The 25869-nt window shown below is 72.2% G+C and carries 31 protein-coding genes and 2 pseudogenes; 20 read left to right on the forward strand and 13 right to left on the reverse strand.

Features of this window, described 5'->3' with window-relative positions; all coding sequences use genetic code 11:
• The first annotated feature begins 44 nt into the window (after positions 1 to 44).
• The 3 genes and pseudogenes from IF88_RS0128395 to IF88_RS49675 all read left to right on the forward strand — a co-directional run.
• Complete coding sequence (locus IF88_RS0128395; protein WP_030718560.1) at positions 45 to 998, forward strand: alpha/beta fold hydrolase; 954 nt, start codon at positions 45 to 47, stop codon at positions 996 to 998.
• Between the two features lie 37 nt (positions 999 to 1035).
• Positions 1036 to 2349, forward strand: a complete 1314-nt coding sequence (locus IF88_RS0128400; protein WP_078893198.1) for a serine hydrolase domain-containing protein — start codon at positions 1036 to 1038, stop codon at positions 2347 to 2349.
• Between the two features lie 685 nt (positions 2350 to 3034).
• Positions 3035 to 3334, forward strand: a pseudogene (locus tag IF88_RS49675) (VOC family protein); the annotation flags it as partial.
• A gap of 44 nt (positions 3335 to 3378) precedes the next feature.
• Here the strand turns inward: IF88_RS49675 and IF88_RS49155 are convergent.
• The 3 genes and pseudogenes from IF88_RS49155 to IF88_RS0128415 form a co-directional block, all read right to left on the reverse strand.
• Positions 3379 to 3504: a hypothetical protein gene (locus tag IF88_RS49155; RefSeq protein ID WP_267884535.1), complete on the reverse strand. Its 126-nt coding sequence runs from the start codon at positions 3502 to 3504 to the stop codon at positions 3379 to 3381.
• 80 nt (positions 3505 to 3584) lie between these two features.
• Positions 3585 to 3884: pseudogene (locus tag IF88_RS48360) on the reverse strand (hypothetical protein); the annotation flags it as partial.
• Positions 3808 to 4668 carry a YhjD/YihY/BrkB family envelope integrity protein gene (locus IF88_RS0128415; RefSeq protein ID WP_234323731.1) on the reverse strand — a complete coding sequence of 287 codons (861 nt, stop codon included), beginning with the start codon at positions 4666 to 4668 and terminating at the stop codon, positions 3808 to 3810. The gene IF88_RS0128415 and the pseudogene IF88_RS48360, both read right to left, overlap by 77 nt.
• 197 nt (positions 4669 to 4865) lie before the next feature.
• On the opposite strand from IF88_RS0128415, the gene IF88_RS0128420 reads away from it, so the two are divergent.
• Together IF88_RS0128420 and IF88_RS0128425 are read left to right on the forward strand one after the other, a co-directional pair.
• Complete coding sequence (locus IF88_RS0128420) at positions 4866 to 6062, forward strand: DUF2254 family protein (RefSeq protein WP_051837690.1); 1197 nt, start codon at positions 4866 to 4868, stop codon at positions 6060 to 6062.
• A gap of 97 nt (positions 6063 to 6159) precedes the next feature.
• Complete coding sequence (locus IF88_RS0128425) at positions 6160 to 6717, forward strand: potassium channel family protein (RefSeq protein ID WP_051837692.1); 558 nt, start codon at positions 6160 to 6162, stop codon at positions 6715 to 6717.
• 57 nt (positions 6718 to 6774) lie between these two features.
• On the opposite strand, the gene IF88_RS0128430 is transcribed toward IF88_RS0128425, so the two are convergent.
• The 3 genes from IF88_RS0128430 to IF88_RS0128440 all read right to left on the reverse strand — a co-directional run bounded on the left by IF88_RS0128430 (position 6775) and on the right by IF88_RS0128440 (position 9066).
• Positions 6775 to 7200, reverse strand: a complete 426-nt coding sequence (locus IF88_RS0128430) for a hypothetical protein (protein ID WP_051837694.1) — start codon at positions 7198 to 7200, stop codon at positions 6775 to 6777.
• Between the two features lie 116 nt (positions 7201 to 7316).
• Positions 7317 to 8687: an FAD-binding oxidoreductase gene (locus IF88_RS0128435; protein WP_030718583.1), complete on the reverse strand. Its 1371-nt coding sequence runs from the start codon at positions 8685 to 8687 to the stop codon at positions 7317 to 7319.
• Between the two features lie 79 nt (positions 8688 to 8766).
• On the reverse strand, positions 8767 to 9066 hold the full coding sequence (locus IF88_RS0128440; protein WP_030718585.1) for a hypothetical protein: 300 nt from the start codon (positions 9064 to 9066) through the stop codon (positions 8767 to 8769).
• A 152-nt stretch (positions 9067 to 9218) separates the two neighbouring features.
• On the opposite strand from IF88_RS0128440, the gene IF88_RS0128445 reads away from it, so the two are divergent.
• Positions 9219 to 9959, forward strand: a complete 741-nt coding sequence (locus IF88_RS0128445; protein WP_030718587.1) for a PP2C family protein-serine/threonine phosphatase — start codon at positions 9219 to 9221, stop codon at positions 9957 to 9959.
• A 21-nt stretch (positions 9960 to 9980) separates the two neighbouring features.
• Here the strand turns inward: IF88_RS0128445 and IF88_RS0128450 are convergent, their stop codons facing one another.
• Both IF88_RS0128450 and IF88_RS0128455 read right to left on the reverse strand, forming a co-directional pair.
• Positions 9981 to 10469: an SRPBCC family protein gene (locus tag IF88_RS0128450; RefSeq protein WP_063754852.1), complete on the reverse strand. Its 489-nt coding sequence runs from the start codon at positions 10467 to 10469 to the stop codon at positions 9981 to 9983.
• A complete protein-coding gene (locus IF88_RS0128455) occupies positions 10457 to 10987 on the reverse strand; it encodes an RNA polymerase sigma factor (protein WP_234323732.1) in 531 nt (176 codons plus the stop codon). The genes IF88_RS0128450 and IF88_RS0128455 overlap by 13 nt, the downstream gene beginning before the upstream one ends.
• 407 nt (positions 10988 to 11394) lie before the next feature.
• Here IF88_RS0128455 and IF88_RS0128460 point away from each other — a divergent pair, with 407 nt between their 5' ends.
• The 4 genes from IF88_RS0128460 to IF88_RS0128475 all read left to right on the forward strand — a co-directional run bounded on the left by IF88_RS0128460 (position 11395) and on the right by IF88_RS0128475 (position 14105).
• A complete protein-coding gene (locus IF88_RS0128460; protein WP_030011983.1) occupies positions 11395 to 11598 on the forward strand; it encodes a cold-shock protein in 204 nt (67 codons plus the stop codon).
• Positions 11599 to 11960: 362 nt separating this feature from the next.
• A complete protein-coding gene (locus IF88_RS0128465) occupies positions 11961 to 13319 on the forward strand; it encodes a DEAD/DEAH box helicase (RefSeq protein WP_030718593.1) in 1359 nt (452 codons plus the stop codon).
• 81 nt (positions 13320 to 13400) lie between these two features.
• Positions 13401 to 13709, forward strand: coding sequence for an SCO5918 family protein (locus IF88_RS0128470; RefSeq protein WP_030718596.1), 309 nt, complete (start codon positions 13401 to 13403; stop codon positions 13707 to 13709).
• 24 nt (positions 13710 to 13733) lie between these two features.
• Complete coding sequence (locus IF88_RS0128475) at positions 13734 to 14105, forward strand: hypothetical protein (protein WP_030718599.1); 372 nt, start codon at positions 13734 to 13736, stop codon at positions 14103 to 14105.
• A gap of 69 nt (positions 14106 to 14174) precedes the next feature.
• Here the strand turns inward: IF88_RS0128475 and IF88_RS0128480 are convergent, their stop codons facing one another.
• Positions 14175 to 14684 (reverse strand): hypothetical protein, encoded by a 510-nt coding sequence (locus IF88_RS0128480; RefSeq protein ID WP_107050653.1) that lies wholly within the window; start codon positions 14682 to 14684, stop codon positions 14175 to 14177.
• A gap of 471 nt (positions 14685 to 15155) precedes the next feature.
• Here IF88_RS0128480 and IF88_RS0128485 point away from each other — a divergent pair, with 471 nt between their 5' ends.
• On the forward strand, positions 15156 to 16505 hold the full coding sequence (locus IF88_RS0128485) for an aspartate aminotransferase family protein (RefSeq protein ID WP_030718605.1): 1350 nt from the start codon (positions 15156 to 15158) through the stop codon (positions 16503 to 16505).
• A 231-nt stretch (positions 16506 to 16736) separates the two neighbouring features.
• Positions 16737 to 17654, forward strand: coding sequence for a factor-independent urate hydroxylase (gene pucL, locus IF88_RS0128490; RefSeq protein WP_030718614.1), 918 nt, complete (start codon positions 16737 to 16739; stop codon positions 17652 to 17654).
• Between the two features lie 63 nt (positions 17655 to 17717).
• Here pucL and IF88_RS41015 read toward each other — a convergent pair whose 3' ends face one another.
• A complete protein-coding gene (locus IF88_RS41015) occupies positions 17718 to 18179 on the reverse strand; it encodes a histidine phosphatase family protein (RefSeq protein WP_051837696.1) in 462 nt (153 codons plus the stop codon).
• A gap of 188 nt (positions 18180 to 18367) precedes the next feature.
• Between IF88_RS41015 and IF88_RS0128500 the strand changes: the two genes are divergently transcribed.
• From IF88_RS0128500 to IF88_RS0128525, 6 genes are all read left to right on the forward strand, one after another.
• Positions 18368 to 18583, forward strand: a complete 216-nt coding sequence (locus IF88_RS0128500; RefSeq protein WP_030718619.1) for a CbtB domain-containing protein — start codon at positions 18368 to 18370, stop codon at positions 18581 to 18583.
• Positions 18584 to 18625: 42 nt separating this feature from the next.
• A complete protein-coding gene (locus IF88_RS0128505; RefSeq protein ID WP_030718621.1) occupies positions 18626 to 19375 on the forward strand; it encodes a CbtA family protein in 750 nt (249 codons plus the stop codon).
• A 21-nt stretch (positions 19376 to 19396) separates the two neighbouring features.
• Entirely contained in the window at positions 19397 to 19639 is a 243-nt protein-coding gene (locus IF88_RS0128510; protein WP_030718623.1) for a hypothetical protein, read from the forward strand.
• 246 nt (positions 19640 to 19885) lie between these two features.
• On the forward strand, positions 19886 to 20494 hold the full coding sequence (locus tag IF88_RS42395) for a class F sortase (protein WP_051837698.1): 609 nt from the start codon (positions 19886 to 19888) through the stop codon (positions 20492 to 20494).
• A gap of 153 nt (positions 20495 to 20647) precedes the next feature.
• Positions 20648 to 21007: a hypothetical protein gene (locus IF88_RS0128520; RefSeq protein ID WP_158754612.1), complete on the forward strand. Its 360-nt coding sequence runs from the start codon at positions 20648 to 20650 to the stop codon at positions 21005 to 21007.
• 100 nt (positions 21008 to 21107) lie between these two features.
• A complete protein-coding gene (locus IF88_RS0128525) occupies positions 21108 to 21287 on the forward strand; it encodes a hypothetical protein (RefSeq protein WP_030718631.1) in 180 nt (59 codons plus the stop codon).
• An 83-nt stretch (positions 21288 to 21370) separates the two neighbouring features.
• On the opposite strand, the gene IF88_RS0128530 is transcribed toward IF88_RS0128525, so the two are convergent.
• The 3 genes from IF88_RS0128530 to IF88_RS0128540 form a co-directional block, all read right to left on the reverse strand.
• Positions 21371 to 21778: a hypothetical protein gene (locus IF88_RS0128530; protein WP_030718633.1), complete on the reverse strand. Its 408-nt coding sequence runs from the start codon at positions 21776 to 21778 to the stop codon at positions 21371 to 21373.
• A gap of 66 nt (positions 21779 to 21844) precedes the next feature.
• Positions 21845 to 22243: a RidA family protein gene (locus IF88_RS0128535; RefSeq protein WP_030718636.1), complete on the reverse strand. Its 399-nt coding sequence runs from the start codon at positions 22241 to 22243 to the stop codon at positions 21845 to 21847.
• A gap of 89 nt (positions 22244 to 22332) precedes the next feature.
• A complete protein-coding gene (locus IF88_RS0128540) occupies positions 22333 to 22806 on the reverse strand; it encodes an RrF2 family transcriptional regulator (RefSeq protein WP_030718639.1) in 474 nt (157 codons plus the stop codon).
• Positions 22807 to 22930: 124 nt separating this feature from the next.
• Between IF88_RS0128540 and IF88_RS0128545 the strand changes: the two genes are divergently transcribed.
• Positions 22931 to 23758, forward strand: coding sequence for a hypothetical protein (locus tag IF88_RS0128545; protein ID WP_030718641.1), 828 nt, complete (start codon positions 22931 to 22933; stop codon positions 23756 to 23758).
• A gap of 80 nt (positions 23759 to 23838) precedes the next feature.
• Complete coding sequence (locus tag IF88_RS0128550) at positions 23839 to 25833, forward strand: FUSC family protein (protein ID WP_078893200.1); 1995 nt, start codon at positions 23839 to 23841, stop codon at positions 25831 to 25833.
• Positions 25834 to 25869 lie beyond the last annotated feature (36 nt).

Raw genomic sequence — 25869 nt, forward strand, 5'->3', positions numbered from 1 at the left:
GGTACGGTCGTACCACTAAGAAGGCTTCTTCCTGGAGGTGCCCCGTGCCCGAGAACACGACCCGCGCGCGCCGTGACATCGGCCGCTACGTCAACGACGAGCTGCGCGACCGCTACTTCGCCGCCTGCGACGTCCTCTACGCGAAGGGAGCGCCCGCCCGCTCCGAGACGGACGTCGAGACGAGCTTCGGCACCACCCACGTCTACCGGTACGGCCCCGCCGACCCGGCAGCCGAGTCACGCACGCCCGTAGTCCTGATCCACGGCTCCGGCGGCTGCTCCGCCCAGTGGTACCCCAACACCCCCGCGCTCAGCGCCGAACGCCCCGTCTACGCCCTCGACACCCCCGGCGACCCCGGCCGCAGCGTCCAGCGCGAGCCCATGTGGCAGCCCGAGCGCGCCGCCCAGTGGCTCGACGAGGCACTCGACGCGCTCGGCCTCGACCGGGTCCACCTCGTCGGCTCCTCCTACGGAGGCTGGCTGGTCATCAACCAGGTGCACCTGCGTCCCGGCCGCCTCGCCTCCGTCACCGCCCTCGACCCGGGCGGCCTGGAGAAGGTCGGCCTGCGCTTCTTCGTCTGGATCTTCGCGAGCCTCTTCGCCACGTTCGCCCCCAAGGCGCTGCGCCCGCGCCTCGCCGCCTGGCTGGAGCAGCCGGTGATCGTCGTTCCCGAGCTCCGCGCATGGATCCATGCGGGCGTCCGCGCCTTCCGGATCCGCCGCCCCTCCCCGCTGCCGCTGTCGGACGCCGAACTGGGCTCCATCCGGACGCCGTTCTACCTGATCATGGGCAAGCGGAGCCTGCTCGTGCACCCGAAGCGGCAGCTGGAGCGGGTGCCGCGGCTGATACCGGGGGCTCGCGCCGAGATCGTCGCCGCGACCGGGCACGGCCCGCAGATCGACCACCCCGACCTGGTCAACGCCCGGATGCTGAGCTTCATGGAGGACGTCGACTCCCTCGGTGCGCACGGCGCCCCGACGGTAAAATACGACCTGTAGTCCGTTTCATCCCTTCGCCCCTGGCTGTGATGCCGGCATGAGGAACGCGCGCACCACCCGCCGTACGACCGTGCCGGCATCGTGCGCGGCCCTGCTGATCGCGGGCTGCGTCCTCCCCCCGGGAGCGAGTGCGGCGGCGGTCCCCGATCCGCCGACCCCGCCCACGCCCGCCGCGACGGCGAGCGCCTCCGCCGCCCCCACCCCCTCGGCGCTGAAGCCCATCGATCCGGCCGCGCTGCAGTCCTCCGTGGAGCGCGCGGCCGAGAAGCTCATGGTTCCGGGCGCGGTGGTCCTGCTCCGCACCCCGCAGGGAACCTTCCGGGCCCTGGTCGGCACGAGCGAGCGGGGTACGGCCACACCGCCCACCACGGCCGACCACTTCCGGATCGCGTCCAACACCAAGACCATGACCGCGGCGCTGATCAACCTCCTCGCCCAGGACGGCAGACTCCGGCTGGACGACCCGGTGTCCCACTACGTCGCCGGAGTGCCGAACGGCGACCACATCACCCTCGCCCACCTGCTGAAGATGCGCAGCGGGCTCTACAACCACACCAACGCGCCCGAACTCTCGGCCGCCCTGGACGCCGACCCGGGCAAGGCCCGGACACCGCGGGAGATGCTGGACATCGCGTTCGGGCGCCCGCCGAACTTCGCGCCCGACGCGTCCTACGAGTACAGCAACACCAACTACGTGCTGCTGGGCCTCGTCGCCGAGAAGGCCGGCGGCCGCCCCCTCGCCGAGCAGTTCCGCACCCGGCTGTTCGCCCCGCTCGGCCTGAAGGGCACCTCACTGCCCGCCCTCGGCGACACCTCCCTGCCGAGCCCGTACGCGCACGGCTACATGTACGGCGCAACGGCGTACGCCCTGGTCGACCAGCCCTACCCCGCCGACGTCCGGGCGGCGGCACGGTCGGGAAGGCTCCGACCCGTCGACTACACCCACCAGAACCCCTCCTACGCCCTCGCCGCGGGCGGCGCCGTCTCCACCGCCGACGACCTGGCCACCTGGATCCGGGCCCTGGTGACGGGCAAGGTGCTGAACGCCGCGTTCCAGCGGCAGTGGCGCGACAGCCCACAGGCCGAGGACCCGGCCGCGCCCGACGGCCAGAAGTACGGGTACGGCATCGCCTACCAGCGGTTCGGCCCGAACGCGTCGATGTACTACCACGGCGGTGAACTCCCCGGCTTCAACTCCTTCATCGGCCACGACCCGGACAACGACGTCACGCTCGTCATCTGGACGAACCTGACCCTGTCGCCCGACGGCCGCACCACCGCCCAGGCCATGCTGCCCACCCTGCTCAACCAGATCTACGCCGGCCTCGCCCTCCCCTCCGGCATCGACTAGTGCTGTGGCCGGAAAGGTTTGCCTCCTCCCGGTTCCCCGTCCGCGCTGCGCCGCCCGGGTGCCCGTACGCCGTGTCGTCCCGGGGCCGCCGGGCGACGGTACGAGGATGTGCCCGACGGAACGGGGCTCCCGGGGGCGCACCAGCGGATGGGGTGGACAGACGTGTCGACATCGAGTCACGAGACGTTCGGCGCACCCTGCTGGGTCAGCCTGATGGCCCGCGACCCCGGCGCCTCGCAGGCGTTCTACGGCGCGGTCCTCGGCTGGCAGTTCGGCGCGGCCCGGCTCGGGGAGGGCTTCACCGTCGGCTTCAGCGACGGGGTACCGGTGGCCGGGATCGGCGCCCTGCCTCCGGCGGTCACGGTCCCCGCCGCCTGGACCCCGTACTTCGCCGTGGACGACGCCGACGTCACGGCGGCGCGCATCCGCGAACGCAGCGGAACCGTCGCCGTCGGCCCCTTGGCCTTCGGCACCGGCCGGGCGGCGCTCGCCTCCGACCGCGACGGGGCGGTGTTCGGGATCTGGCAGGGGGACGCCATCCCCGACTGGGGCATGGGCGGGGAAGCCGCCCCCGCCTGGCTCGAACTGCGCACCCGGGACGCCTTCGACGCCGCCATCTTCTACGGCGAGGTCCTGGAGTGGGCCTGCGGGCAGACCGGCTGCTGCGAGGTCGCCTACGTGGAGGAGAACAACCGCATCCAGCTGCGCCACGCGGGCCGGACGGTGGCCCGCCTGCACGGCGGAAGCCTCGCGGCGACCCCCGATCCGGCCCTGCGGCCGCGCTGGCCGCGTCCACTTCCGCGTGCCCGACGTGGAGACCGCGGTGAAGGCGGCCACCGCCCTGGGCGGCAGCACCGTCTCCGTGACCCGTCCCGTGACCGGCCCCGCGGCCGACTCCGGTCTCTTCCCGCACGAGGTCACCCTGCGCGACCCCGACGGCGCCCTGTTCGGCATCGTCGGCCCGGCCGGCCGCGGCCGCTCCTGACCGGCCGGCAACCGGGCGGCAACCGGCCGGATCGGCCGGCCTGATCAGCCGGCCGGCGTGAACTGCTCCGTGCCGACGACCCGGAGGAGGGCGAGGCGGTCGGCCGTGTCCGTGCCGGGCGGGGGCGTGAACAGGACGATCCGCTGCTCGCCCTCCGGGGCGAGGAGCACCTGGCAGTCGAGGTCGACGGGGCGACGACCGGGTGGATCACGCGCATCCTGCTGTGGCGGCGGACGGCGACCTCGTGCAGTTCCCACAGCGCGGTGAACTCCTCGCTGGCCTCCCGCAGGCGCTCCACCAGCCGGGTGGCGGCCGGGTCCGAGGCCCGCCGGCCGACGGCCGCCCGCAGGTCCGCGACGTGCACCCGGCTGTACCGCTCGTGTTCCTCGGCCGGGTACGCGTCCCGCGCGGCCGGGTCGGCGATGTCGCGTTCTTCGAGAAGGAGGACGAGTTCGTGCGGCTGGTCAGCGAGTTCACCCTCGCTCCGTGATGCCCTCTCCCCGGGTGGTACCGAGCCGGCGGGCCGGCAGGGGCTCGCGGGCCACCACATACCCGACGGCGATGGAGAGCGTGAGGACGACGAAGAGCACGATCAGCCAGGACATCAGGGCGAAGACCGACCCGAGGCTGCCGAACTGCCGCATGCTGCGCTCCACGGCGTGCGGCATGTAGAGCTTCGACACCACCGACAGCAGCTGCTCCCCCGTCCCGGCCAGCACCGCGCCGGGCAGCAGCGGCAGCCAAGGGATCCGGGCGCCGAGCAGCAGGTGCTGGGTCCACCACCAGAGCAGCGTGCCGCTGACCACGGCGAGCAGGAAGCCGACGACCGGGCCGGCGCCGAAGGCGCTCTGGACCGGCCCCTGGAAGAGCAGTGCGCTCAGCCAGACCAGGAGCCAGGCCATCCACCGCCAGGCCGCGAGCCGGGCCTTGGCCTTGGGCAGGTGCCAGGAGCGCTCGCAGGTCATCTGCAGGGCGCGGCTGCAGGCGGTGGCCGAGATCAGCGTCACCACGACGCCCACCGCGCCGGTGCTCGCGGTGGCGGTGGAATCGGTGGCCGAGTACACCTGCCGCACCTGGTCCAAGGCGGCCTTCTGAAGCCCGAGCGTGGCCCGGATGGACGAGACCAGCTCCTGCTGGAGCCAGTCGGGTGCGAGGGCGCCGATGACGAAGAGGGCCGGCACCGCTCCGAGGAAGGCCTGCGCGGCCAGCCTGAACGCGCAGTCCAGGACCTTGACGCTGGCGAGCTGTTCGAGGATCCGGGTCAGCAGCGGCGTGTGCTTGCGCACCCACGGGGGCAGGCGGAGCCGGCGTGCGGTGGCCTGCGGACCGGACACGGTGCACTCCTCACGGGGACGGTTGCCGACGTCGGTGACCACCCTTCCACGGAAACAGAGAACGTCGCATATCCGGCATTTCACCGCCCGGTCCCGTCACTCCCGTGATTGCATCCCTCCCGTAACCCGTAACCCGTAACCCGCAACACGTGACCCGACCCGTGACCGTGACCGTGACCGTGAGGGGGCTTGGCCGCATGTTCCAACGGCCGACGCGCGCGATGCGCCGGGACCTGACCCAGCTGATCTGCGCGCTCGGCGGGCTGGTGCTGGGTCTGCTGGCCCCCATGGCCGACGTGGGACCGCAGGTGGAAGCCGGGCGTGTGACGACCATGCTGTTCTCGGTCGGGTTCGGCGTCATCAGCCTGGTGAGCATCATCTACTCGATGCTGTTCCTGGTCGTGCAGTTCTCCGCCAGCACGTTCACCCCGCGCCTCGCTTTCTTCCGCGACGAACCGATCGTCTGGCGCGCCTTCGCCTTCGCCGTCGGGGTCTTCGTCTTCTGCGTCGTCGCCGGTCTCGGCATCGGCACCCGCGACCGGGTCGCGGCCCTCCTCCCCTGCACCGCCATGGCCCTCACGCTGATCGCCCTCGCCCAGATGAGGACGCTGCAGACGAAGGCGTTCGACTCGATCCAGCTCGCCCACTCGCTCACCGCGATCGCCACCCGCGCCCACCGGTCGTACGACACGCTGCACCTGCGGCCGTACGTTCCCGGCCGTACGGACCCGGCACCGCCGCCTCCGGGGAGCGGCGCCACCTCCGTCGTGCGCTGGTCCGGGCCGGCGACCGTGGTCCAGCAGATCGACGTACACGCCCTGGTGGCGGTGGCCCAGCGGCACGACTGCGCGATCGACTTCCGGGTCACCCCCGGCCGGACCCTCTCGCGGGGCATGACCCTGGCCGAGGTGACGGGCGCCGAACTGACCGAGGAGGTCCTGCGCGAGGCCGTGGTCACCGGCGTGGAGCGCACCTTCGACCAGGATCCCGAGCTTCCGTTCAGGCTCCTGGTCGACATCGCGCTGCGCGCGCTCTCCCCCGCCGTCAACGATCCGGCGACGGCGGTGGAGACCGTGGACCGGCTGGAGGACCTGCTCACCCGGCTCGCCGACCGGGAGCTGGACTTCGGCCGGTTCACCGACGGGGCGGGGCGGGTGCGGGTGACGGTCCCCGTCCCCGACTGGGAGCAGTACGTCCGGACGGCCTTCGACGACCTCCTCTTCGCCGCCGCGCACTCCCCGATGGCCCTGCGCCGCGTACGCGACCTCCTCGGCCGGCTGGCGGAAGAGAGCCCCGAGAGCCGACGGGGCGTCGTACGGGAGCGGCTCGAATGGGCCGAACGCACCGGGAGCGCCGCGTATCCGCTCATCTGGACGCCTGTGGCACTGCCTTGACACGGGCGGCTCCGCCATCCGCATGCGGAGATGCGCGGCGCAGCGCCGGGTGCTGCAATGGCCGGGGGGCTCCGCCCGCCTGCGCGAGGAGTGGTCCATGGACGGCACCACCACCGCAACACCCCGGGAGCGCCGGCGCGTCCTGTGGGGCTGCCTGCTCCGCTCGGCGGCCTCGGTCGTCCTGATCACGGCGCTGTACTACCTGGCGCCCCTGGACGGCGAGATCGTCCTGCGCACCCTCGTGTCGCTCGTGCTGGGCCTGGGTCTCTTCAGCTGGCTGGTGGTCAGGCAGGTGAGCGCCGTCGCCCGCGCGCCGTTCCCCCGGCTGCGCGCCATGGAGGCGCTGGCCACCGCCGTACCGCTGTTCCTGGTGATCTTCTCCGTGACGTACTTCCTGCTCGCCAAGGAGGTGCCGGGGACGTTCTCGGAACCACTGGACCGGACGGACGCCCTGTACTTCACGGTCACGGTGTTCGCGACCGTGGGCTTCGGGGACATCGCCCCCGTCACGGAGACCGGCCGTGTGCTGACCACCCTGCAGATGGTCGCCGACCTGCTCCTGGTGGGCGTGATCGCGAAGGCGCTCTTCGGCGCGGTCGAGATCGGGATCCGCCGACGCGGTGAGGGCGCCGCCGCGCCGGACGACGACGCGTGAACGTACGCGGCGGGACCCCGGCCGGGGAGCCGGCCGGGGTCCCGCTCGCTCACCCCGTCAGCACCGGAGGCCTGTCGACGCATCCGTCGTGGCCTCGTCCAGCTTCTGGATCTGCGGTTGGAGCTGGGTGAGGGCGTCCTTGCCGGTGGTGTCGCCCGGCAGGTCCTCGTAGCCCTTCTTGAGGTTCTCGGCGGCCGACTTCACCGCCTCCCGCTCCGCGTCCTTCAGCTTGCTCAGGTTCTCCTTGACCCCGTCCCAGTCGTCCTGGACAGCGTCGTAGGCCTCCTTGACCTGGTCCTTGGTCGCGGTGGCGGGGTTCAGGGCCTTCAGCTTGGCGTTGTCGGCCTTCAGCGCGGTCAGGTCGGTGCAGAGGTCGGCCGCCGCCTTGGTGGCCTCCTCCTCGGGCGAACTGTCGTCGGAGCAGGCGGAGAGACCGAAAGCCACGCTGACGCAGAGCAGACCGATTACCGGGAAACGCTTCATGGGGGCCTTCCTCAGTCAGAGAAACCGGACGTACGGGATCTTCCGGCACACCCGACAAAATATGCAGATCCCATGACATCCCGCATCCGCATGACTCCGGACGGCAGCGCCCCCCGCTACGGCTTGATGTTCTGGTTCAGGTGGAACAGGTTCCCCGGGTCGTACGTCCGCTTGACCTCGACCAGCCGTTCGTAGTTCCCCTTGTAGTTGGCCCGGATGCGGCCCTGGTCGTCATCGGCCATGAAGTTGATGTAGCCGCCCTCCTCGGAGTGCGGGGCGGTGGCCTCGTAGTAGTCGCGGACCCAGGCGGTGTTGGCCTCGTTGTCGGCGGGATCCGGCCACATGCCGGCGATGACGGTGGCGAACGAGGCGTCGCGGTAGGCGTAGGCCGTCGCGTCCGGGGCGACCCGGTGGCAGGCGCCGTTGACCGGATAGATGTGGACCGTCGAGTTCACGGCGGGCAGCCGCGGGGCGTGCTCCAGGTGCGCCGCGATCGCCTCGTCGGTCAGCTCGGTGACGAAGTTCGCCTTCCAGTAGTGCTGGAGGCCGGGCGGCACCAGGGCGTCGAAGGCACTGTTGAGCGCGGGGTACGGCATGGGACCCACGTGCTCGGCGACCACCGGCGCGAAGTCGTGGAAGGCCTCCAGGGCCCGCGGCCCCTCGTCGACCGGCCCGGCCCAGCAGGCCACGATCAGCGCGAACGGCTCACCGTGCCGCTCCTCCGGGATGAAGGGCAGCGGCGGGGCGATCTGGAAGGCCGGGAACCCGCCCAGCTCCTCCGGGGCGTCGGCGATGTAGTCCGCGAAGGAACGCAGGACCGTGGCGGCGTCCTCCAGCTCGAACAGCATCGGCCCGCCGTAGATGTCCTTGACCGGGCCGAGCCGGTACTCGAAGGAGGTCACCGCGCCGAAGTTGCCGCTGCCGCCGCGCAGCGCCCAGAAGAGGTCGGCGTTCTCCTCCTCGCTCGCCACGAGCAGCCGGCCGTCCGCGGTCACCACATCGGCCGAGACCAGGTTGTCGCAGCTCAGACCCATTCCGCGGCTCAGGTAGCCGATGCCACCGCCGAGGGTGAGCCCGCCGATCCCGGTGGTCGAGATGATCCCGCCGGTGGTGGCCAGCCCGAAGGCGTGCGTCGCCGCGTTGAAGTCTCCCCAGGTCGCGCCGCCCTGGGCGCGCGCGGTCCGGCGCGCCGCGTCCACGCGGACCCCGCGCATCCCCGACAGGTCGGCGACGACGCCGTCGTCGCAGGTGCCGAAGCCGGGCACGCTGTGCCCGCCGCCACGCACCGCCAGATCGAGCCCGTTCTCACGGGCGAACTCGACGGTGGCCATGACGTCGCCCGCGTTGGCGCAGCGCACGACGGCGGCCGGCCTCCGGTCGATCATGGCGTTGTTGACCTTGCGGGCCTCGTCGTAGGCCGCGTCGTCGGGCGTGACGACGGCCCCGCGGACCCGTTCGCGCAACTGGTCGATCGAGAGCTTGCCCATGGCCATCGCTCCTCGTACCTGGTGCTCTGGAAGCTGGTCCCGTAGCCGGCCCCCGTGCCGGTCCGCGTGCCGGTCCGCGCTACGGCTGGAGGTGGCTGAAGCCCACCTCGAAGTGTTCGACGGAGACGATCCGCTGGCCCTCCCGCTGCGCCGTCTCCTCGCGGATGCGGGCGGCCTGCTCCTCGCTGTCGTCCATGGCCCGCTCGTCCTCCCACAAGGTCAGCGACTTGGCCTCCCCCGTGGCCCGGTCGACGAGGTAATAGACGCCCCGGAAGCCGGGAACGTCCTGGACCTGCCTGACGACCGCCTCCGAACTCGCGGTCAGGTCTCCCCCCGCGGGGACCGGTGATCCCTGGTAGGTGCTCAGCCTGGCGAACATCTCCAGTCCTTCCTGGCCGGGCCGCCGGTCGGCGAACAGGCGGCTCCACGACCAGGGTGCTCCGGCAGACCGCGCCCCGCATGCCGGGACGGCGCGACAATGGGGTGAGGTACGCGTCTGCCGTTGCCGTTGCCGAAAGGCGGGTCATCGACGTGCCCTACATAGCTGTAACCGCCCTGAGTCATGTCGGGCTGGTGCGCGAACGCAACGAGGACAGCCTCGTCGTCGGCCCGTGGACCCTGTGCGGGACCGTGACCCAGAACCCCCAGACCCTGCTCTTCCCCTTCGGCAGGCCCCTCGTCGTCGCCGTCGCCGACGGGCTCGGCGGGCAGCCCGCCGGCGAGGTGGCCAGCGAGCTGGTCGTACGCCACCTCGCCTCGCTCGGCGCCGAACTGGACGGCGAGGACGCCCTCGGTGACGCACTGCGCCGCTGCAACCACGCCGTGCACTCGGCCACCGACGGCCGGCCGGACCTGGCCGCCATGGGCACCACGATCGCCGGGGCACTCGTCCTGCCGGAGTCGCTGGTGGTGTTCAACGTCGGCGACAGCAAGGTGTTCCGCGCGGCGCCGGACGGCCTGCACCAGGTCAGCGTCGACGACAGCCCGCCGCCCGCCCCCGGGCACCGCACCACGTCGGCCGTCACCCAGACCCTCGGCGGCAGCCGCGGCTACCACACGATCGTGCCCCACATCGCGGCCTTCGAGCTGACCGAGGGCGACCGCTACCTGGTGTGCAGCGACGGGCTGACCGACCCCGTGCCCGACGAGGAGATCGAGGACCTGCTGCGCGTGCACGACGACGGCAGGGCCGCCTTCGAGCTGTGGCGGGCCGCCATCGACGCCGGCGGCCCCGACAACATCACGCTCGCGCTGGTCCGCGTCAGCGCCTAGGACGGCCCCTCGCCGTACGTGTCACCCGGCGCCCGGGCGGGCCAGCCGGTCCGTGAACCGCCGCAGCGCCCTGGCGGCCAGCGCGGACATCAGCGGGTCCAGCGCACGCCCGGCCGGCCCGGTGCCCGGCAGGCGCAGGGCGCCGAAGAAGGCGAACCGGGTGCCGTCCCTCTCCGCCACCGCGGCCATGCCGCCCAGCACGAACCGGCTCTGCATGAGGCACCAGCCCGGCCGCATCACGACGTCGAAGCGCGTCCGCAGGCCCAGCGGGCTGCGGGCCCGGGCCTCCAGGTGCTCGCCGACCGCCGAGGTCACCGTGAAGGAGCGGATGTCGGTGATCATCACGGGCAGCTGGTTCTCCAGGTCGGAGGCGAGCGCCCAGACCTGGTCGAGGGGAGCGTCGATCAGCTGCTCCGCGAAGCCGGCGCCCGGTGTGCTGCGTGCGATGACGCGCAGCCTGCGGACGGCGTCGAGCTCGGCGACCGGCCAGTAGTCCTTCAACGTCCCCACGCCTTCCGGAAGTTGCGGCGGGCCCGGAAGAGCCGGGTCCGCACGGTGGGTTCGGGCACGCCGAGGAGCGCGCTGACGGAGTGTTCGTCCAGCCCCTCCAGGTCCCGCAGGACCAGGACGGCGCGGTGCGCGGGGGTGAGCCGCTCCAGTACGTCGCGCACGTCGGCGGCGAGCTGCGGATCGTCGCGCGCGGGCACGTCCTCCAGCGGGTCCGGGACCACCCGGGCCGCCGCCCGGGCGATGCGGACGGCCTCCCGTACGGCGATCACGCGCGCCCAGCCGAACAGTGCCTCCGGTTCCCGGAGCCGGCCGATGTTGCGGAAGATCACGATCAGCGCCTCCTGCGTGGCGTCGGGCCCGTCCTGGAGGGCGATGGGGCCGCACAGCCGCCCGACGTAAGGGGTCAGCAGGTCCAGCAGCGCCTGGACGGCCATCCGGTCCCCGCGCTGGGCGGCGCGGACGAGCGCGGCCGGCTCGGCCGGCTCGGCGGCCGTCACCGTTCCCCGGGTCCGGTCCACGGGATCCTCATCGCTTCCTCCTCCTCGAGGCGTCTCGGAAGGGAAGAGTGCGCCGACGGGCCGGACATTCCGCATGACCTACGTCACATCACGGAGGCCTGCGGGCAAGGGGCACACGCGTTTATATGATTTTCACGCGTGGATTTCCGTCCCCGCAGGTGCGTAATTGCGCCGGACCTGCTACAGAGCAAAATTTACGCCCACCGAGCCGACTCCCGTGCTACTGTGAAGTCAGTTGCAGTTGTGGTTCCCAAAAACTTACAAGTGCTCTCACCTGATTTTCGGTGGGCGCACTTTTTATTTCCGGCGCATGCAGTGACATTTGCACATTCCGGTCGGGGCAATCATCGCGGCGACGCCGGGCTCGCACAGTGCGGTCCCGGGCACTGCCCCAAAGGAGAATTCATATGGCATCTGGCACCGTGAAGTGGTTCAACGCGGAAAAGGGCTTCGGCTTCATCGAGCAGGAGGGCGGCGGCGCTGACGTCTTCGCTCACTACTCGAACATCGCCTCCTCTGGCTTCCGTGAGCTTCAGGAAGGCCAGAAGGTTACCTTCGACGTCACGCAGGGCCAGAAGGGCCCGCAGGCCGAGAACATCGTTCCCGCCTGACGCTGACGCGTAGACGCAGCTGAGGCCCGCACCTTGGGGTGCGGGCCTCAGCGCGTTGCTTTTTCCCCGCTCACGCCCTGTCGGCCTCCGACGGCCCGCGTGAGCGGCGGGTGACGGCGCTCGGCGCCGGCCCGCCTCTACGTCCGGCCGGACGGCAGTGTCTCCCCCGACGCGCCGCCCCGCCCGCACACCGTCCGCCGCACCCCGGCTCTCCGACGCGCAGCGCGGCACCCTCTCCACGACGGACCGGCCCGCCCTACGGCACGGCACGGCCCCGTCCCGGCTTTACTTCGGCTCGTTCTCGCGAATCCCCCTGCCCAGGGGGAATTCCTCGATACGCGCCGCATCGAGGAAGGTTCTGCATGAACCGCACCACTCGCACGAACGACCGCACCTCCCGCACCCCCCGCACGGGCGGCTCCGCGGGCTTCGGCGGCTCCGGCGGCTCCGGCCGCGGCAGCCGTTTCGGCTCCTCGGCCCCCAGCCGTTCCGGCGGCTCCGGCGGTTCGGGTTACGGCGGCTCCGGCCGTTCCGGCGGCTACGGCGGCGGCCGCCGCCCCGCCGCCCTCCAGGGCGAGTTCGCCCTCCCCGAGACGATCACCCCGGCGCTCCCCGCCGCCGAGTCCTTCGCCGACCTCGACATGCCCGAGCAGCTGCTGTCCGCGCTCGGCTCCGAGGGCGTCACCATGCCGTTCCCGATCCAGGCCGCGACCCTGCCGAACTCCCTCGCGGGCCGTGACGTCCTCGGCCGCGGGCGCACCGGCTCCGGCAAGACCCTCGCCTTCGGCCTCGCGCTGCTGGCCCGTACCGCCGGACAGCGCGCCGAGGCCCGGCAGCCGCTGGCCCTGGTCCTCGTCCCCACCCGCGAGCTCGCCCAGCAGGTCACGGACGCCCTCGCCCCGTACGCCCGCGCCGTGAAGCTGCGTACGGCCACCGTCGTGGGCGGCATGCCCATCGGGCGGCAGGCGAGCGCGCTGCGCGGCGGCGCCGAGGTCGTCGTCGCGACGCCCGGACGGCTCAAGGACCTCATCGACCGGGGCGACTGCCGGCTGAACCAGGTCGCGATCACCGTCCTCGACGAAGCCGACCAGATGGCCGACATGGGCTTCATGCCGCAGGTCACCGCCCTGCTCGACCAGGTGCGCCCCGAGGGCCAGCGGATGCTCTTCTCCGCCACCCTCGACCGCAACGTCGACCTGCTGGTGCGCCGCTACCTGACCGACCCCGTCGTGCACTCCGTCGATCCCTCGGCCGGCGCCGTCACCACGATGGAGCACCACGTGCTGCACGTCCACGGCACCGACAAGCACGCGACCACCACCGAGATCGCGGCGCGCGACGGCCGGGTCATCATGTTCCTGGACACCAAGCACGCCGTCGACCAGCTCACCAGCCACCTGCTGAACAGCGGCGTACGGGCGGCGGCGCTGCACGGCGGGAAGTCCCAGCCCCAGCGCACCCGGACCCTGGCGCAGTTCAAGACCGGGCACGTGACCGTGCTGGTGGCCACCAACGTCGCGGCGCGCGGGATCCACGTCGACAACCTCGACCTCGTCGTGAACGTGGACCCGCCCACCGACCCCAAGGACTACCTGCACCGCGGCGGCCGCACCGCCACCGCGCCGCAGCAGGAGCGGTCCGGGCGCAGCGCGCGTTCCTCCCGCGGCCGGCGCAGCCGCCCCGCCCAGGAGCGCCGCCGCTCCCTGGGCATGGCCGCCTGACCCGCGCCCCCGCGACGCCCCCCGCACCGCCCCGCCCCGTCCCGCTCCGCCCCGCCCCCTCCGTCACGTCTGTGAGGCATCATGCGCTTCGTCATCGCCCGGTACCCCTTCGACCTCGAGAAGAGCGAGGTGGAGGAGAAGATGAAGGGCGTCAAGGCCGAGCCCGTCACGGGAGCGTCGGTGATCATCAGCCGCCGCACCTACCCCGTCAAGCAGGTCGGTGAGGTCATCACCCGGCAGGACCGGCGCGACTTCACGGCGGGCGAGGTGACCCGGGCGCTGACCCGCCTCGGCTTCACCTGCCGCGACCTTTCGGCACCGGTGCCGGCGCCCGCGCTGACTCCGCTCCAGGAGGCCTCGGCACTGCTCGGAAGCCCGGCCGATGCCTGACCGCGCTTGCTAGAGTCGCTGACCATGTCGATCCCTGACGACCTGCTCCTCGATCTCGCCGCCATGGTCGAGTCGGAGCAGACCAATCAGATGTCCCTGACCGTCGTGGTCCACGGTGCCGTCATCACGGGCCGGCTCGCCCCCGAGAGCGTCTGGCGTCAGCGGGTGGCCGAGGTCCTGCGGGACTCCGACCAACTGGGCCCGTTCGCCGAGATCTTCAGCTCCGCCGGCCGCGGTGACAGACAGGCCGCCGCGGCACCCTCGCACCTGCACTTCCACGTGGCGCGCATCCTCCAGGGCACTCTGGGCATCCCCGAGACGGGCGGCATGTACCGGATCGCGGTGAAGGACGTCAGCGCGTGGACCGTCGGGGATTTCAGCTACTCCGACAAGTAGGCCCCCGCGGCGAAACGCGGAAGAAGGCCCCCGCATTTCTTCTGCGGGGGCCTTCTCGCGGTGTACCGGTTACTTGCAGGGCGGCACGAGGCGCACGCGGTCGATGATCGCGATGTTGTTGCTCTTCATGATCGCGGTGACCTCCCCGCAGACGTCATTCACGCGCACCGGACCGGCGTACTGGCTGAAGTTCCCCTCGTCCGTCTGGCACGGACGCGGCGTGCCCGCGGGGCGCGGCTTGGAGGTCTCGCAGATCTTCAGCTTCATGTACTTCGCCGTGCCGAGGTTGTTGTCGAAGACGGCACAGGACCCCACACCCTCCTTGCGGTAGGTGAAGAGGGTTCCGAAACGGCGGGAGTCCGGAAGCTGCTCGGCGAAGGTCAGCTCGTAGCCGGCGCCGCACAGGTTGGCCGTCGCGGCGGCCGCCACCGGCTGCGCCTTGACGACGGCGCGCGTGGTGGCGTCCGCCGCGGCGGAGATCTGCACGCCGCCGGGAGCCGGTACGGCCTCCACCGCGGAGGCCTGCGGGGCCGTCAGGGCGAAGGACGCCATGGCGACCGCGGCGACGGTCACGCGCATGGCGGATTTCTTGGAAACGAAAGACATGTTCTCCCCCGGATACTCATTCCGCGATCCCCGATTGCACTGCCGGAGTCGCGCGGACTAAAGTGTCGCTAAAGCGCCTGCACTCCGCCCTGATTGGTCGTGCCAGGCCGAAGCGACACCCAGTAGATCATCACCAACTGCCGCCATTTCGGGCCTATCCGGCAATCACGGATAACGAAATGGCAATATCGGCGGGGCAAGTCGCCTGCGGGCCGCGCACGCCCTGCGGGCCCTGGTGTCCCGGCTGCGGACCCTGCGCGTCGGCGTGGACGTGGAATCGCAACCGCCGTCCTGCGCGGGGAGGTCCCGGCCGACTCCCGACGGGCCCGCCCCCAGCCTGACCGGTCCGGCACCGGCCCCTGCCCGGCCTGTGCCGAGCGCCACGCGGTGGACGCGTTGGGCCACCCCCGCCGTGTCCACATCGTGGACAACTACGCTCGGTTCATGAACGCAGAAGCCGACGCCCTCGCCACCGTGAAAGACGCTGACCGGAAGCACGTTTTCCACTCCTGGTCGGCGCAGGAGCTCATCGACCCGCTCGCCGTCGCCGGCGCCGAGGGGTCGTACTTCTGGGACTACCAGGGCAACCGCTACCTCGACTTCTCCAGCGCCCTCGTCTACACCAACATCGGCTACCAGCACCCCAAGGTCACCGCGGCCATCCAGGAGCAGGCGGCCAGGCTGTGCACCGTCGCGCCCGGCTTCGCCGTCGACGTGCGCTCCGAGGCGGCCCGGCTGATCGCCGAGCGGACTCCGGGCGACCTCGACAAGATCTTCTTCACCAACGCCGGGGCCGAGGCCGTGGAGAACGCCGTCCGCATGGCCCGGCTGCACACCGGCCGGCCCAAGGTGCTGTCCGCGTACCGCTCGTACCACGGCGCCACCTCCACCGCGATCAACCTGACCGGTGACGCCCGCCGCTTCGGCAACGACTCCGCGACCGCCGGCGTCGTGCACTTCTGGGGGCCCTTCGCCTACCGCTCGCCCTTCTACGCGGCCACGGAGGCCGAGGAGTGCGAGCGGGCCCTGCGGCACCTGGAGGACACCATCGTCTTCGAGGGCCCGCAGTCCATCGCCGCGATCATCCTGGAGACCGTCGGCGGCGCCCCGGGCGTCCTCGTGCACCCCGACGGCTACCTGGCCGGCGTGCGCGAACTCTGCGACCGCTTCGGCATCGTCTTCATCCTCGACGAGATCATGGTCGGCTTCGGGCGCACCGGCCGCTGGTTCGCCTCCGAGCACTGGGACGTCACCCCCGACCTGATCTGCTTCGCCAAGGGCGTGACCAGCGGCTACGTACCGCTCGGCGGCGTCGCGATCTCGGCCGCCATCGCCGAGACCTTCGCCCGCCGGCCCTACCCGGGCGGGCTGACCTACTCCGGCCACGTGCTGGCCTGCGCCGCCGCCGTCGCGACGATCAACGTCATGGAGGAGGAGGGCACCGTCGAGCAGTCCGCCCGCACCGGCGCGGAGCTGCTCGGCCCCGGCCTGCGCGCGCTGGCCGAACGGCACCCGTCGGTCGGCGAGGTCCGCGGCCTCGGCACCTTCTGGGCCCTGGAGCTCGTACGCAGCAGGGAGACGCGCGAGCCGCTGGTCCCGTACAACGCGGCCGGGGCGGACAACGCGCCGATGGCCGAGTTCGCCGCCGCCTGCAAGAAGGGCGGGCTCTGGCCGCTCGTCGCCGGCAACCGCATCCACCTCGCGCCGGCCTGCAACATCGCGCCGCAGGACGTGGCCAAGGGACTGGAGATCCTCGACCAGGCCCTCTCGGTGGCCGACGCGCACACGGGCTGACCTGCCGAACCATACGGTCGCCCAATCCGTGGGTGCCTGTCTTGGATGTTCCGCGCGATTACGAACACCACGTGAACGTGCTGAAATCCGAACAGAGCACCTACGGACCGGGATGCACGTCAGTCCCGGGGCGGTCCTCCGTGACCGAACGGCGGGGAGCGGGCCTTCCGCTGGACGCCGGGCGTACGGGATCCAGTCAGCCGGACTCCGTGTACCCGAAGGAAGACAGCCATGAGCAAGCACGTCCTGGCACAGAACCAGTACGGCAAGGCCGAGAACCGCATCGTCAAGGTCACGCGCAAGGGCGGCGACGGTTCCTGGCACGAGATCCGCGACCTCAACGTCTCGGTCGCGCTCCGCGGCGAGTTCCGCGACGTCCACCTCACCGGCAACAACGCCAACTGCCTGCCGACCGACACCACCAAGAACACGGTGTACGCCTTCGGCAAGGAGCACGGCATCGACTCCCCCGAGGCCTTCGGCATCCTGCTCGCCAAGCACTTCGTCTCCTCGCAGCAGCCGATCCGCGAGGCGCAGATCCGCATCGAGGAGTACGTGTGGGACCGCATCCCGGTCCCGACGCGCAAGGAGCAGCACTCCTTCGTCCGCAAGGGCCAGGAGGTGCGCACCGCGCAGATCACCTACAGCGAGACGACGGGCCTGCAGGTCATCTCGGGTCTGAAGGACCTGACGGTGATGAACTCGACCAACTCCGAGTTCCACGGCTACATCAAGGACAAGTACACGACCCTCCAGGAGGCGTACGACCGTATCCTGGCGACCAAGGTCACCGCGCGCTGGGCGCACTCGGCGCTGGCCGCCGACGACGCCTCGTACGACTGGGACCAGTCGTACAAGAAGGTCCGCAAGAACATGCTGGAAGCCTTCGCGGAGACGTACTCGTACTCGCTGCAGCAGACCCTGAACCAGATGGCCGAGCGCGTGCTCGACAACTGCCCCAAGGTCAACGAGGTGCGCCTCAACCTCCCCAACAAGCACCACTTCCTCGTCGACCTGGAGCCCTTCGGCCTCAAGAACGACAACGAGGTCTACTTCGCGGCGGACCGGATGTACGGCCTGATCGAGGGCACCGTGCACCGCGACGGCGTGCAGCCGGTGATCGCCACGTCCGACTGGATCGTCGCGTAGCGCTCGACGAGAAGGCCTGACCTTCGGCCCGGACCGCGTCGCGGGGTCCGGGCCGAAGCCGCGTCAGCCCTGATCCGCGTCCTGCGGCCCGCCCACGAGGAGGTTCCAGCGCCCCGCCCGCCCGGTGAGGGTGGTCACCGACTCCGGCCGTACGTCCAGCCGCCAGAAGACCGGCGCGGGCAGCTCCAGGGCGTACACCACGGCCGCCCGTACGACGGCCTGCTCGACCGCCATCCGGTGGGTGCCCGCGGGCAGTGCGGCCAGCTCCGCCCCGACGCGCGCGATCAGCGCGTCCACGGACTCCCCGCCCGGGGGCGCGTACCCGGGGTCCGTCATCCAGGCCTGGAGGGCCGCCGGGTCACCGGCCGCCACCTCGTCCAGGGTGCGCCCCGCCCACTCCCCCGCGTCCAGGCCGCGCAGCCCCTCGTACCCGGGACAGGGCCGCGCGTGACCGAAGCGGCCCTGGCGGGCGGCCGTGTCCAGTGGGAGCCTCGAAAGACGGACACGTATCAACGGGGTCTTCATAAGGGGAGCGTAAGCGCGGTACGGTCCAGACGACACAACTGCATGACGACGGTACGACGGAAGCACCGGTGAGAATCCGGCACGGTCGCGCCACTGTGAAACCTCCCGGAGGGGGAGGCGAGTCAGACCCGTCACCGTCGTCGAGAGCACCACTGACCGGGACGCGTGTTCCCTCTGGAGGTTCTGCCATGGCCCACTCCGCCGTGCCCACGACGAACGCCCCCGCCATCGCCCCCATCTCGCTCTCCGCACTGGCCCCCTGGGCCGTGTTCGTCGGGATCCTGATGCTGGTCCTGCTCTACTTCGTCGGCGCCGAGCAGGGCGCCACCGCGGTCTTCCAGGGAGAGACGATCCACGAGTGGTTCCACGACGGACGCCACCTCCTCGGCTTCCCCTGCCACTGATTCCCCTGCCACTGACCTTCGTCTCCGCAAGGGAACCGACCCATGAACGTTTCCCCCCGCACGCTGCTCGTCAGGGGCATGCTCGCCGGTCTGCTGGCCGGCGCCGCCGCTTTCCTCGTCGCGTACCTCCTCGGTGAGTCCAAGGTGGACGCGGCGATCGCCATCGAGGAGGCCGCCGCGGCCGGACACGACCACGGCGAGGAGGCACCGGTCAGCCGGGCCCTCCAGGCCACGGCCGGCCTCGGCACCGGCGTCCTGATGTACGCGGTCGCGCTCGGCGGCATCGCCGCGCTCGTCTACTGCTACGCGCTGGGCCGCATCGGCCGCTTCGGCCCGCGGGCCACGGCCGCGCTGGTCACCGCGGCCCTGTTCGTCACCGTCACCCTGGTGCCGTTCCTCAAGTACCCCGCCAATCCCCCCGCCGTCGGCGACCCGGAGACCGCCGGGCGGCGGACCGCCCTCTACCTCCTGATGATCGCCCTGAGCGCGCTGCTGGCTGCGGGCGCGCTGATCCTCGGCCGGCGGCTCGCGCCGAGACTCGGCAACTGGAACGCGTCGATCGCCGCCGGTGCGGCCTTCGTCCTCGCCATCGGCGTCTCGTACGGCCTCCTGCCCGGCGTCAACGAGGTCCCGGCGGCCTTCCCGGCCGCGCTGATCTGGGACTTCCGCCTCACGTCCCTGGCCATCCAGACCACACTGTGGACGACTTTCGGCCTGGCCTTCGGCTATCTAGCCGAACGGGCCCTTGCGCCCGCCTCTGCCCCCAAGGAGGCTGTGCAGCCGACGAGTTGACGACGAGGGGGCCGGTAGCACATGCCGACGGCGATCAGGGAATGGCGAGGCTGGACGGGCGCCGCCCCGTTCTGGCTGAACTCGTTCCTGCTGCTCCTGGCCCCCTGCTGCGCCGTCACGCTGTTCGGCCAGATCGGCGTCATCGCCGCCCTGGCCGCCCTCGGCGGCCTGGTCCGTCACCTCTGGTACGGCGACTACGGCCACCCGGCCGTGCACCTCGCCGCCGTCGTGATGGGCGCGGGCACGGCCGCCGTCGTCATGTGAGACACCGGCGCCACCCTCCCGATGTGAGACACCGGCGCCACCTTCCCGTCACCCTTTCGGGCGCATCGCCCACGGGCTCGGGAAGGGGCCCGGGCATACGGTGCGAGCTGGGGAAACGCGGGGACCCGGGGACGACACGCCAGTGACGGTCCGTCAGTCCCCGGTGTTTCACCGGGTGCCGATGGGCACAGGAGGTGTCCACTGCTCACATGACCCGGCCGCCCGTGCCGGACAGGAGGGATTCCCATGCCCCGCGCCCAGTGGGTCGTCGCCTCGCTGACGGTGGCTCTGTTGTCCACCGGCATCGTGGTGTTGCAACGGACCGAGGGCGCCAAGCCCGCCGCCGTGACCACCGACGACGCACTGCCCTCGCGGGCGCTGGGGCTGTCCGGGCACCGCCGGCTCGTGCGGGAGCTGGAACAGTCCGGGGAGTCCGGGCCGCACACCCCCGGCCGCGGAGAGCGGTCGCCGAGGACCGCAGCGGGGCCGCTGCGAACGGTCACGGGACCCCTGCGGGCCGCGCGGCCGCTGCGGTTGCGCATCCCCAGCCTGGGCGTCGACGTGCCGCTCACCGGCGACCGCGACGAGGTCGTCTGGGACACCGACGGTCCCGCACCCGGGGCGGCCGGGACGGCCGTGGTCACCGCGGAGGGGCTGCGCCTCGGCGAGCTGCGGCGGGGCCGGACCATCGAGATCCCGCGCGCGGACAGCCGTACGGCCGTGTTCACCGTCGTACGGGTCTCCCCCGGCGGGGCCACCGCCCGGGAGGATCCGGTCGGGCGGCCCCAACTGCGGCTGCTCAGTGGCGAGACCGCCGTGCTGGCCCGGCTGACCGGGCAGCGCCGCACCCACTGACCTGACCCCGCGATCCGGCGGTCCGGCGCGGCCGCACCCCCAACCCGCCCCCCACGGCCGTCCGTCAGCCGTGGGGGGTGTCTTCGTCCCCCGGTCGGGGGCTTCTTGGGACCTGTCGGGGAGTCGCCCGGCGTGGCGGGGCACACCCCTCGCATGAGCGGGAGGCGACGCGCACGTACGGCACTGACCCGGGCCCTGACCGCGGCCTGTGTCGTGCTGCTGTGCGTGTTCGGCGCCGGCCCGGCCGGGGCCGCGGCCGCCGAGTCCCGCCCCGCCTCCGTGGCGCCCTCCGAGCCCGGCGAACCGGGCGAGGGCCAGTCCGATCCGGCCGCTGACCCGGAGGCACGGGCGGCCGTACGGACCATCGCGCGCGGGCTGCCCGGCGTACGGCGGGTCACCCTTGCGGTGTTTCACGTGAAACACCCGGACGCGCCGCCGTGCGGGCCGGCCGCGGAGACGGCCGAACCGGCCCTGTCCCTGCGGACGGTGCGGAGTGTGGTCCTGCGCTGCTGAGCGGGCCGAGGAGGTGTCAGCCCCCTCCGGCAGGACATCCCCCGGGACACCCCCGGTCGCAGCGCAGCCCCCACCCCCCTGAGCACCGTGAGGTTCCGCCATGCCCCTCGACCCGTACACCGCCCTGAACGCCATGCTCCGCGCCGAGGTCACGCGATTCACCCCACCGGTCCGCAAGGCCGAGCCGACCGAGCCACCGAAGGCCCAGGCCGTGGCCGTCGCCGTCGAATCCGAGAGTGAACCGCAGCAGACGGCCACGGCCGCCGACTCGGCCGCGTAAGGGCGACCCGAGGCGCCCGCAGGACCGGTGCGGTCCTGCGGGCGCCTCGGTCCGGGCGCTGCTCCGCGTCTCGGGTCCAGGCGTCAGTTCTCGCGCTGGTAGTAGCGGTAGTAGGCTGCCAGGCCGACGCCTAGGCCGACGAAGAGGCCGATGACGGTGGAGCGGAGCACGGACTCGTTGGTGAGGCTGTGCAGGTAGCCCGCGGCGATGCCGAGAAAGACGCCGTACGAGGCGGCGTGGACCTCGCGCCTGAGGCGGGGGCCGATCCGGGCCAGGGCGAACAAGATCCCGGCGAACAGCACGCCGCACAGGATCCCGTAGAAGACGTTGCCCGCGTCCACCGGACCCGTCTGGCGCTGGATGAAGGCGGCCCATACGCCGTACACGAGTCCGGCGAGCAGGGGTCGCGCGTAGGCGCTCCTGCTCAGGTGGGCCATGTCCGCCGACTGCCAGGGCTGCCGCCCGGGGGCGGTGGGTGCCGCATGTGCCATGACGGGCTCCTCTCTCCCATCCTCCAGGGCACACCCGCCACCCCGGACCGGCAAGTGGATCAACGGTCAGGGCGTGCGCACCGCGACGGCGTCGATCTCGAAGAGCATGCCGGGCAGGGCCAGTGCGGCCACCCCGATCAGGGTCTGGGCGGGCAGCTCGGTGCCCCAGGTGGCGTGGAGCTGCTTCAGGAGGACCTCCAGCTTCCGCTGGTCGTGGTCGACGACGTAGGTGCCGATGCGGACGACGTCGGCGGGGCCGAGGCCGACGGCCTCAAGGGCGGTCCGGAGGTTGGCGAAGGCCCGCTCGACCTGGTCGGCGAAGTCCTCGGAGACGACGTGGCCGCTCGCGTCGGAGCCGTACTGGCCGGCTATGAAGACCTGCTCGCCGGGGGCGGAGACGATGTGGCTGTAGCCGTAGTCGGTCGGGGTGTGGAGTCCTGCCGGGTTGATGATGCTGCGCGTCATGCCGAGCTCCCTGGTTCCGTTTCCGTTTCCGAACGTGCGGGGCGGTGCGGTGGTGCGGTGGCTGCGGTGGTGCGGTGGCTGCGGTGTCGCTACGGCGCGGCGAGCCAGGCGCGGAGCCGGGCCGGGGCCCCGGGGGCCTGCCGCTCGGCCTGCTGCCGGATCTCGTCGAGGTTCTGGGCGGCGAGGGCCTTGCGCCAGGCCAGTTCGGCCCGGGCCATAGCGTGCGCGATGGCGCAGTCGGCGGCATCGGCCGCCGGGGCGCCGGCACCGGGACCCTGCTGCCGGATCTCCGCGCACCGGAAGGCCTCCTCGGGCCCCTCGACGGCGGCGACCACGTCCATGAGCGAGACGGCGGCGAGCGGGCGGGCCAGCTTGAAGCCGCCCCGGGGGCCGGGGGCGGAGGTGACGATGCCCGCCCGGGCGAGCGCCTGCAGCTGCTTGTTGAGGTAGGCGGCGGGCAGGTCGTGCCACGCGGCCAGCCGCGCTGCCGAAACAGCCCGGTCCGGGCCGCTCCAGGCCAGGTTGACGCAGCTGTGCAGCGCCCACTCGACGCCCTCGCTCATCTTCATAATCTGGATATTAGATATCCAGGATCTCGAAGGCAAGGATGCCGTGCCGCCGGACGGCCGACCCCCAACCGCAGCAACACCGCTCGCGCCCGGGCCCGCACCCGCTTTCCCTGATGACGTGCGCACCATCCTGTCGGCGGTACTGATCGCGCTCGTGGCCCTCCTGGTGCCCGCGAGCGCCGTCGCGTACTGGGCGGACCACGAGCTCGGCAACGCCGACCGCTACACCGCCGCCATGTCCCCGCTCGCCGCGAACCCCGCCGTCCAGGAAGTCGTCGTCACCCAGGTCACCCGCGCCCTCGCCGGGCAGATCGACGCGGGTCCCTTCCAGATGGGCGTGGACGCGCTGCTGAGCGAGGCCCTGCATTCCTTCGCGGGCACCCCCGCCTACCAGACGGCCTGGGACGCGGCCAACCGCGCCGCCCACGCCGCCTTCCTCGACGCTCTCACCACCGGCCACGGCGACGCCGTCACCATCGACCTCGCGCCCGTCATAGCCCAGGTCAAGGGCGAACTCGTCGAGGGCGGCGTGCCCTTCGCCGACCGCATCCCGGTGACGCATCTGTCCGTGAAGGTCATGGAGTACGACGACCTCGGCGCCCTCCGGGAGGGTTTCCACATGCTGCAGTTCGCCGGCGTCTGGCTGCCCGTGCTGACCCTGGTCCTGGCCGCGGCCGCCATCGCGGTCGCCGTCCACCGCAGGCGCGCCCTGATGGCAACCGGACTCGGGCTCGCGGTCGGGGCGGGTCTGCTGTGGCTCACGGTGGAGGTGTGCCGCCGGCTCACCCTGGACGACCTGCCCGCCGACATCGACCGGCCCGCCGCCGGAGCCGTGTACGACGCCCTCACCGCGTTCCTGCGCACCACCGCCTGGGTGGTGCTGGTGATCGGGCTCACCGCCGCACTGGCCGCATGGGTGATGGGCCGGCTGCGCCGCACCCCATAAGCTCGGAAGGTACCAACACACGCAGAACGACGCAGAAGAGCCCAGAAGAACCGATTCGCGAGCGGCGGCACGGAAGCGGGATGAGCACCGAACGCACCGAACACATATCGTCCCGGCGAGCCCGGCACCATCCGCTCGCTCCCCCCGCGTGGCTGCTCAACGGGCTGAAGCCCAGTTCCGCCCCGATCCCCTGGGCCGCCGTGGCGCGCGCCGCGGTCGCCCTGGCCACCCCGCTCGCCGTGGGCTTCGCCCTGGACGAGCCCGAATACGGGGCGCTCGCCTCCATGGGCGCCCTGGCCGGAGTCATCGGCGACACCGCCGACGCCTACCGGATGCGGGTCCTGAACATCGCCGTCCCGCAGCTCTTCGGCGCCGTCGGCGTGGCCCTGGGCACCCTGGTCTACGGGCACGGCTGGCTGGCCGTCGGCGCCCTCACCCTGATCGCCCTGGTCTCCGGGATGATCTCCTCCATCGGCACGGTCGCCTCCGTGTCCGGGCTGCTCCTCCTGCTCAACGCCGTCATCGGCGCCGGACTCCCGCTCCCCCAGCCCTGGTGGACGGCCCCGCTGCTGCTGGGCGCGGGCGGACTGTTCGTGCTCGCGCTGACCCTGCTGGGCTGGCCGCTGCGCGGCCGGCAGCCGGAGCGCACCGCCGTGGCCGACACCTACCGGGCACTGGCCACCGCCCTGGAGGCCGCCGGCGGGCCCGGCGCCCTCTACGACGAACGCCGCCAGCAGGTCACCCACGCCATCAACCACGCCTACGACCTCGTGCTCGGCCGCCGGGCCCGGGTGCACGGCCGCAGCCCCTCGCTCGTGCGGATGCTGGCCCACCTCAACGTCGTGATCCCGCTGGTGGAGGCCGCTCCCGCCGCACACCTGCGCGGCAGGCCGCTGCCGCCCGAGATCCCGGCGGCCGTACGGGACCTGGCCGACGCCATCGAGGAGGGCCGCACCGGAACCCCGGTCCTGGAACTGCCCGCCGCGCACACCCCGGCCGAGCGGGCCGTCGACGCGGCCCTGCGCCATGCCGCGAAGATCGTGTACCTCGCCGAACCCGACCTGCACAACGTGGACGACCGCCTCGGCCGGCCCGCCGCCCTGCGCGTGCGGGCCCGGCGGGCGGTGCGCGACATGATGTTCTCCGAGGCCTCCTGGCGGTACGGGCTACGGCTCGCGCTGTGCATCGGGCTCGCGCAGTCACTCGTCTCGGTGATCGAGGTCGAGCGCTCCTACTGGGTCGCGCTGACCGTCACCTTCGTCCTCAAGCCCGACTTCGGCTCGGTGTTCTCCCGGGCCGTGCTGCGCGCGGTCGGCACCGCCGGCGGCCTCGTCATCGCGGCCGCCGTGCTCGCCGAGGTACCGCGCGGCTGGTGGGACGTACCGGTGCTCATGGTGCTCGCCGCCCTGATCCCCGCCTTCTCCGTCAAGGGGTACGCCTTCCAGACCGCCGCGATCACGCCGGTGATCCTGCTGCTCTCCGACCTCCTCAACCACCAGGGCTTCGACCTGATCCGCCCCCGGCTGCTGGACAGCCTGATCGGCTGCGCCATCACCCTCGTCGCGGGATACCTGCTGTGGCCCGAGAGCTGGCACACGCGGATCGGGGACCGGCTCGCCGACACCGTGGACGACGCCGCGCGCTACGTGGAACGGGCCTTCGCCCCGCTCCCGGACGAGGCCGCGCACGCGGCGGCGCGCACCGCCCGCCTCCAGGCCCGGCGGCGCATCTACCGCGACCTGTCGGGTGTGCGCAACGAGTTCCAGCGGGCGCTGACCGAGCCGCCGCCGACGGGGGCGCGGGCCGCCGCCTGGTGGCCGCTGGTCGTCGCCGTCGAGCGGATCGTGGACGCGACCACCGCCGCGCGCGTCCGCGTCAACCACGGCGCGGCGCCGCCCGACCCGGACGAAGTGCAGGAGATCGCCTCCCGGCTGCGCGACCTGGCCGAGCGGGTCCGCAGCAGCACCCTCCCGGAACGCGTCGAGGCGGAGCCCCCGGGCGGGACGTCGAGCGTCCTGGCCCCCGTCCACCAGGAGGTCGCGGCGGCCCGCGCCATCGCCCGGCCGGAGGCCTGACCCCCGGTCCCCCGGATGGGCCTGAGTCCGGGCCGG

The organism is Streptomyces sp. NRRL F-2580 (assembly GCF_000720115.1).
Taxonomy (GTDB): Bacteria; Actinomycetota; Actinomycetes; order Streptomycetales; family Streptomycetaceae; genus Streptomyces.

Excerpts from the sequence above, each read along its gene's own strand:
- IF88_RS0128400 (WP_078893198.1), top strand. The coding sequence starts at position 1,036 with ATGAGGAACGCGCGCACCACCCGCCGTACGACCGTGCCGGCATCGTGC.
- IF88_RS0128420 (WP_051837690.1), top strand. The coding sequence starts at position 4,866 with ATGTTCCAACGGCCGACGCGCGCGATGCGCCGGGACCTGACCCAGCTG.
- IF88_RS0128425 (WP_051837692.1), top strand. The coding sequence starts at position 6,160 with ATGGACGGCACCACCACCGCAACACCCCGGGAGCGCCGGCGCGTCCTG.
- IF88_RS0128430 (WP_051837694.1), bottom strand. The coding sequence starts at position 7,200 with ATGAAGCGTTTCCCGGTAATCGGTCTGCTCTGCGTCAGCGTGGCTTTC.
- IF88_RS0128435 (WP_030718583.1), bottom strand. The coding sequence starts at position 8,687 with ATGGGCAAGCTCTCGATCGACCAGTTGCGCGAACGGGTCCGCGGGGCC.
- IF88_RS0128440 (WP_030718585.1), bottom strand. The coding sequence starts at position 9,066 with ATGTTCGCCAGGCTGAGCACCTACCAGGGATCACCGGTCCCCGCGGGG.
- IF88_RS0128460 (WP_030011983.1), top strand. The coding sequence starts at position 11,395 with ATGGCATCTGGCACCGTGAAGTGGTTCAACGCGGAAAAGGGCTTCGGC.
- IF88_RS0128465 (WP_030718593.1), top strand. The coding sequence starts at position 11,961 with ATGAACCGCACCACTCGCACGAACGACCGCACCTCCCGCACCCCCCGC.
- IF88_RS0128470 (WP_030718596.1), top strand. The coding sequence starts at position 13,401 with ATGCGCTTCGTCATCGCCCGGTACCCCTTCGACCTCGAGAAGAGCGAG.
- IF88_RS0128475 (WP_030718599.1), top strand. The coding sequence starts at position 13,734 with ATGTCGATCCCTGACGACCTGCTCCTCGATCTCGCCGCCATGGTCGAG.
- IF88_RS0128480 (WP_107050653.1), bottom strand. The coding sequence starts at position 14,684 with ATGCGCGTGACCGTCGCCGCGGTCGCCATGGCGTCCTTCGCCCTGACG.
- IF88_RS0128485 (WP_030718605.1), top strand. The coding sequence starts at position 15,156 with ATGAACGCAGAAGCCGACGCCCTCGCCACCGTGAAAGACGCTGACCGG.
- pucL (WP_030718614.1), top strand. The coding sequence starts at position 16,737 with ATGAGCAAGCACGTCCTGGCACAGAACCAGTACGGCAAGGCCGAGAAC.
- IF88_RS41015 (WP_051837696.1), bottom strand. The coding sequence starts at position 18,179 with ATGAAGACCCCGTTGATACGTGTCCGTCTTTCGAGGCTCCCACTGGAC.
- IF88_RS0128500 (WP_030718619.1), top strand. The coding sequence starts at position 18,368 with ATGGCCCACTCCGCCGTGCCCACGACGAACGCCCCCGCCATCGCCCCC.
- IF88_RS0128505 (WP_030718621.1), top strand. The coding sequence starts at position 18,626 with ATGAACGTTTCCCCCCGCACGCTGCTCGTCAGGGGCATGCTCGCCGGT.
- IF88_RS0128510 (WP_030718623.1), top strand. The coding sequence starts at position 19,397 with ATGCCGACGGCGATCAGGGAATGGCGAGGCTGGACGGGCGCCGCCCCG.
- IF88_RS42395 (WP_051837698.1), top strand. The coding sequence starts at position 19,886 with ATGCCCCGCGCCCAGTGGGTCGTCGCCTCGCTGACGGTGGCTCTGTTG.
- IF88_RS0128520 (WP_158754612.1), top strand. The coding sequence starts at position 20,648 with ATGAGCGGGAGGCGACGCGCACGTACGGCACTGACCCGGGCCCTGACC.
- IF88_RS0128525 (WP_030718631.1), top strand. The coding sequence starts at position 21,108 with ATGCCCCTCGACCCGTACACCGCCCTGAACGCCATGCTCCGCGCCGAG.
- IF88_RS0128530 (WP_030718633.1), bottom strand. The coding sequence starts at position 21,778 with ATGGCACATGCGGCACCCACCGCCCCCGGGCGGCAGCCCTGGCAGTCG.
- IF88_RS0128535 (WP_030718636.1), bottom strand. The coding sequence starts at position 22,243 with ATGACGCGCAGCATCATCAACCCGGCAGGACTCCACACCCCGACCGAC.
- IF88_RS0128540 (WP_030718639.1), bottom strand. The coding sequence starts at position 22,806 with ATGAGCGAGGGCGTCGAGTGGGCGCTGCACAGCTGCGTCAACCTGGCC.
- IF88_RS0128550 (WP_078893200.1), top strand. The coding sequence starts at position 23,839 with ATGAGCACCGAACGCACCGAACACATATCGTCCCGGCGAGCCCGGCAC.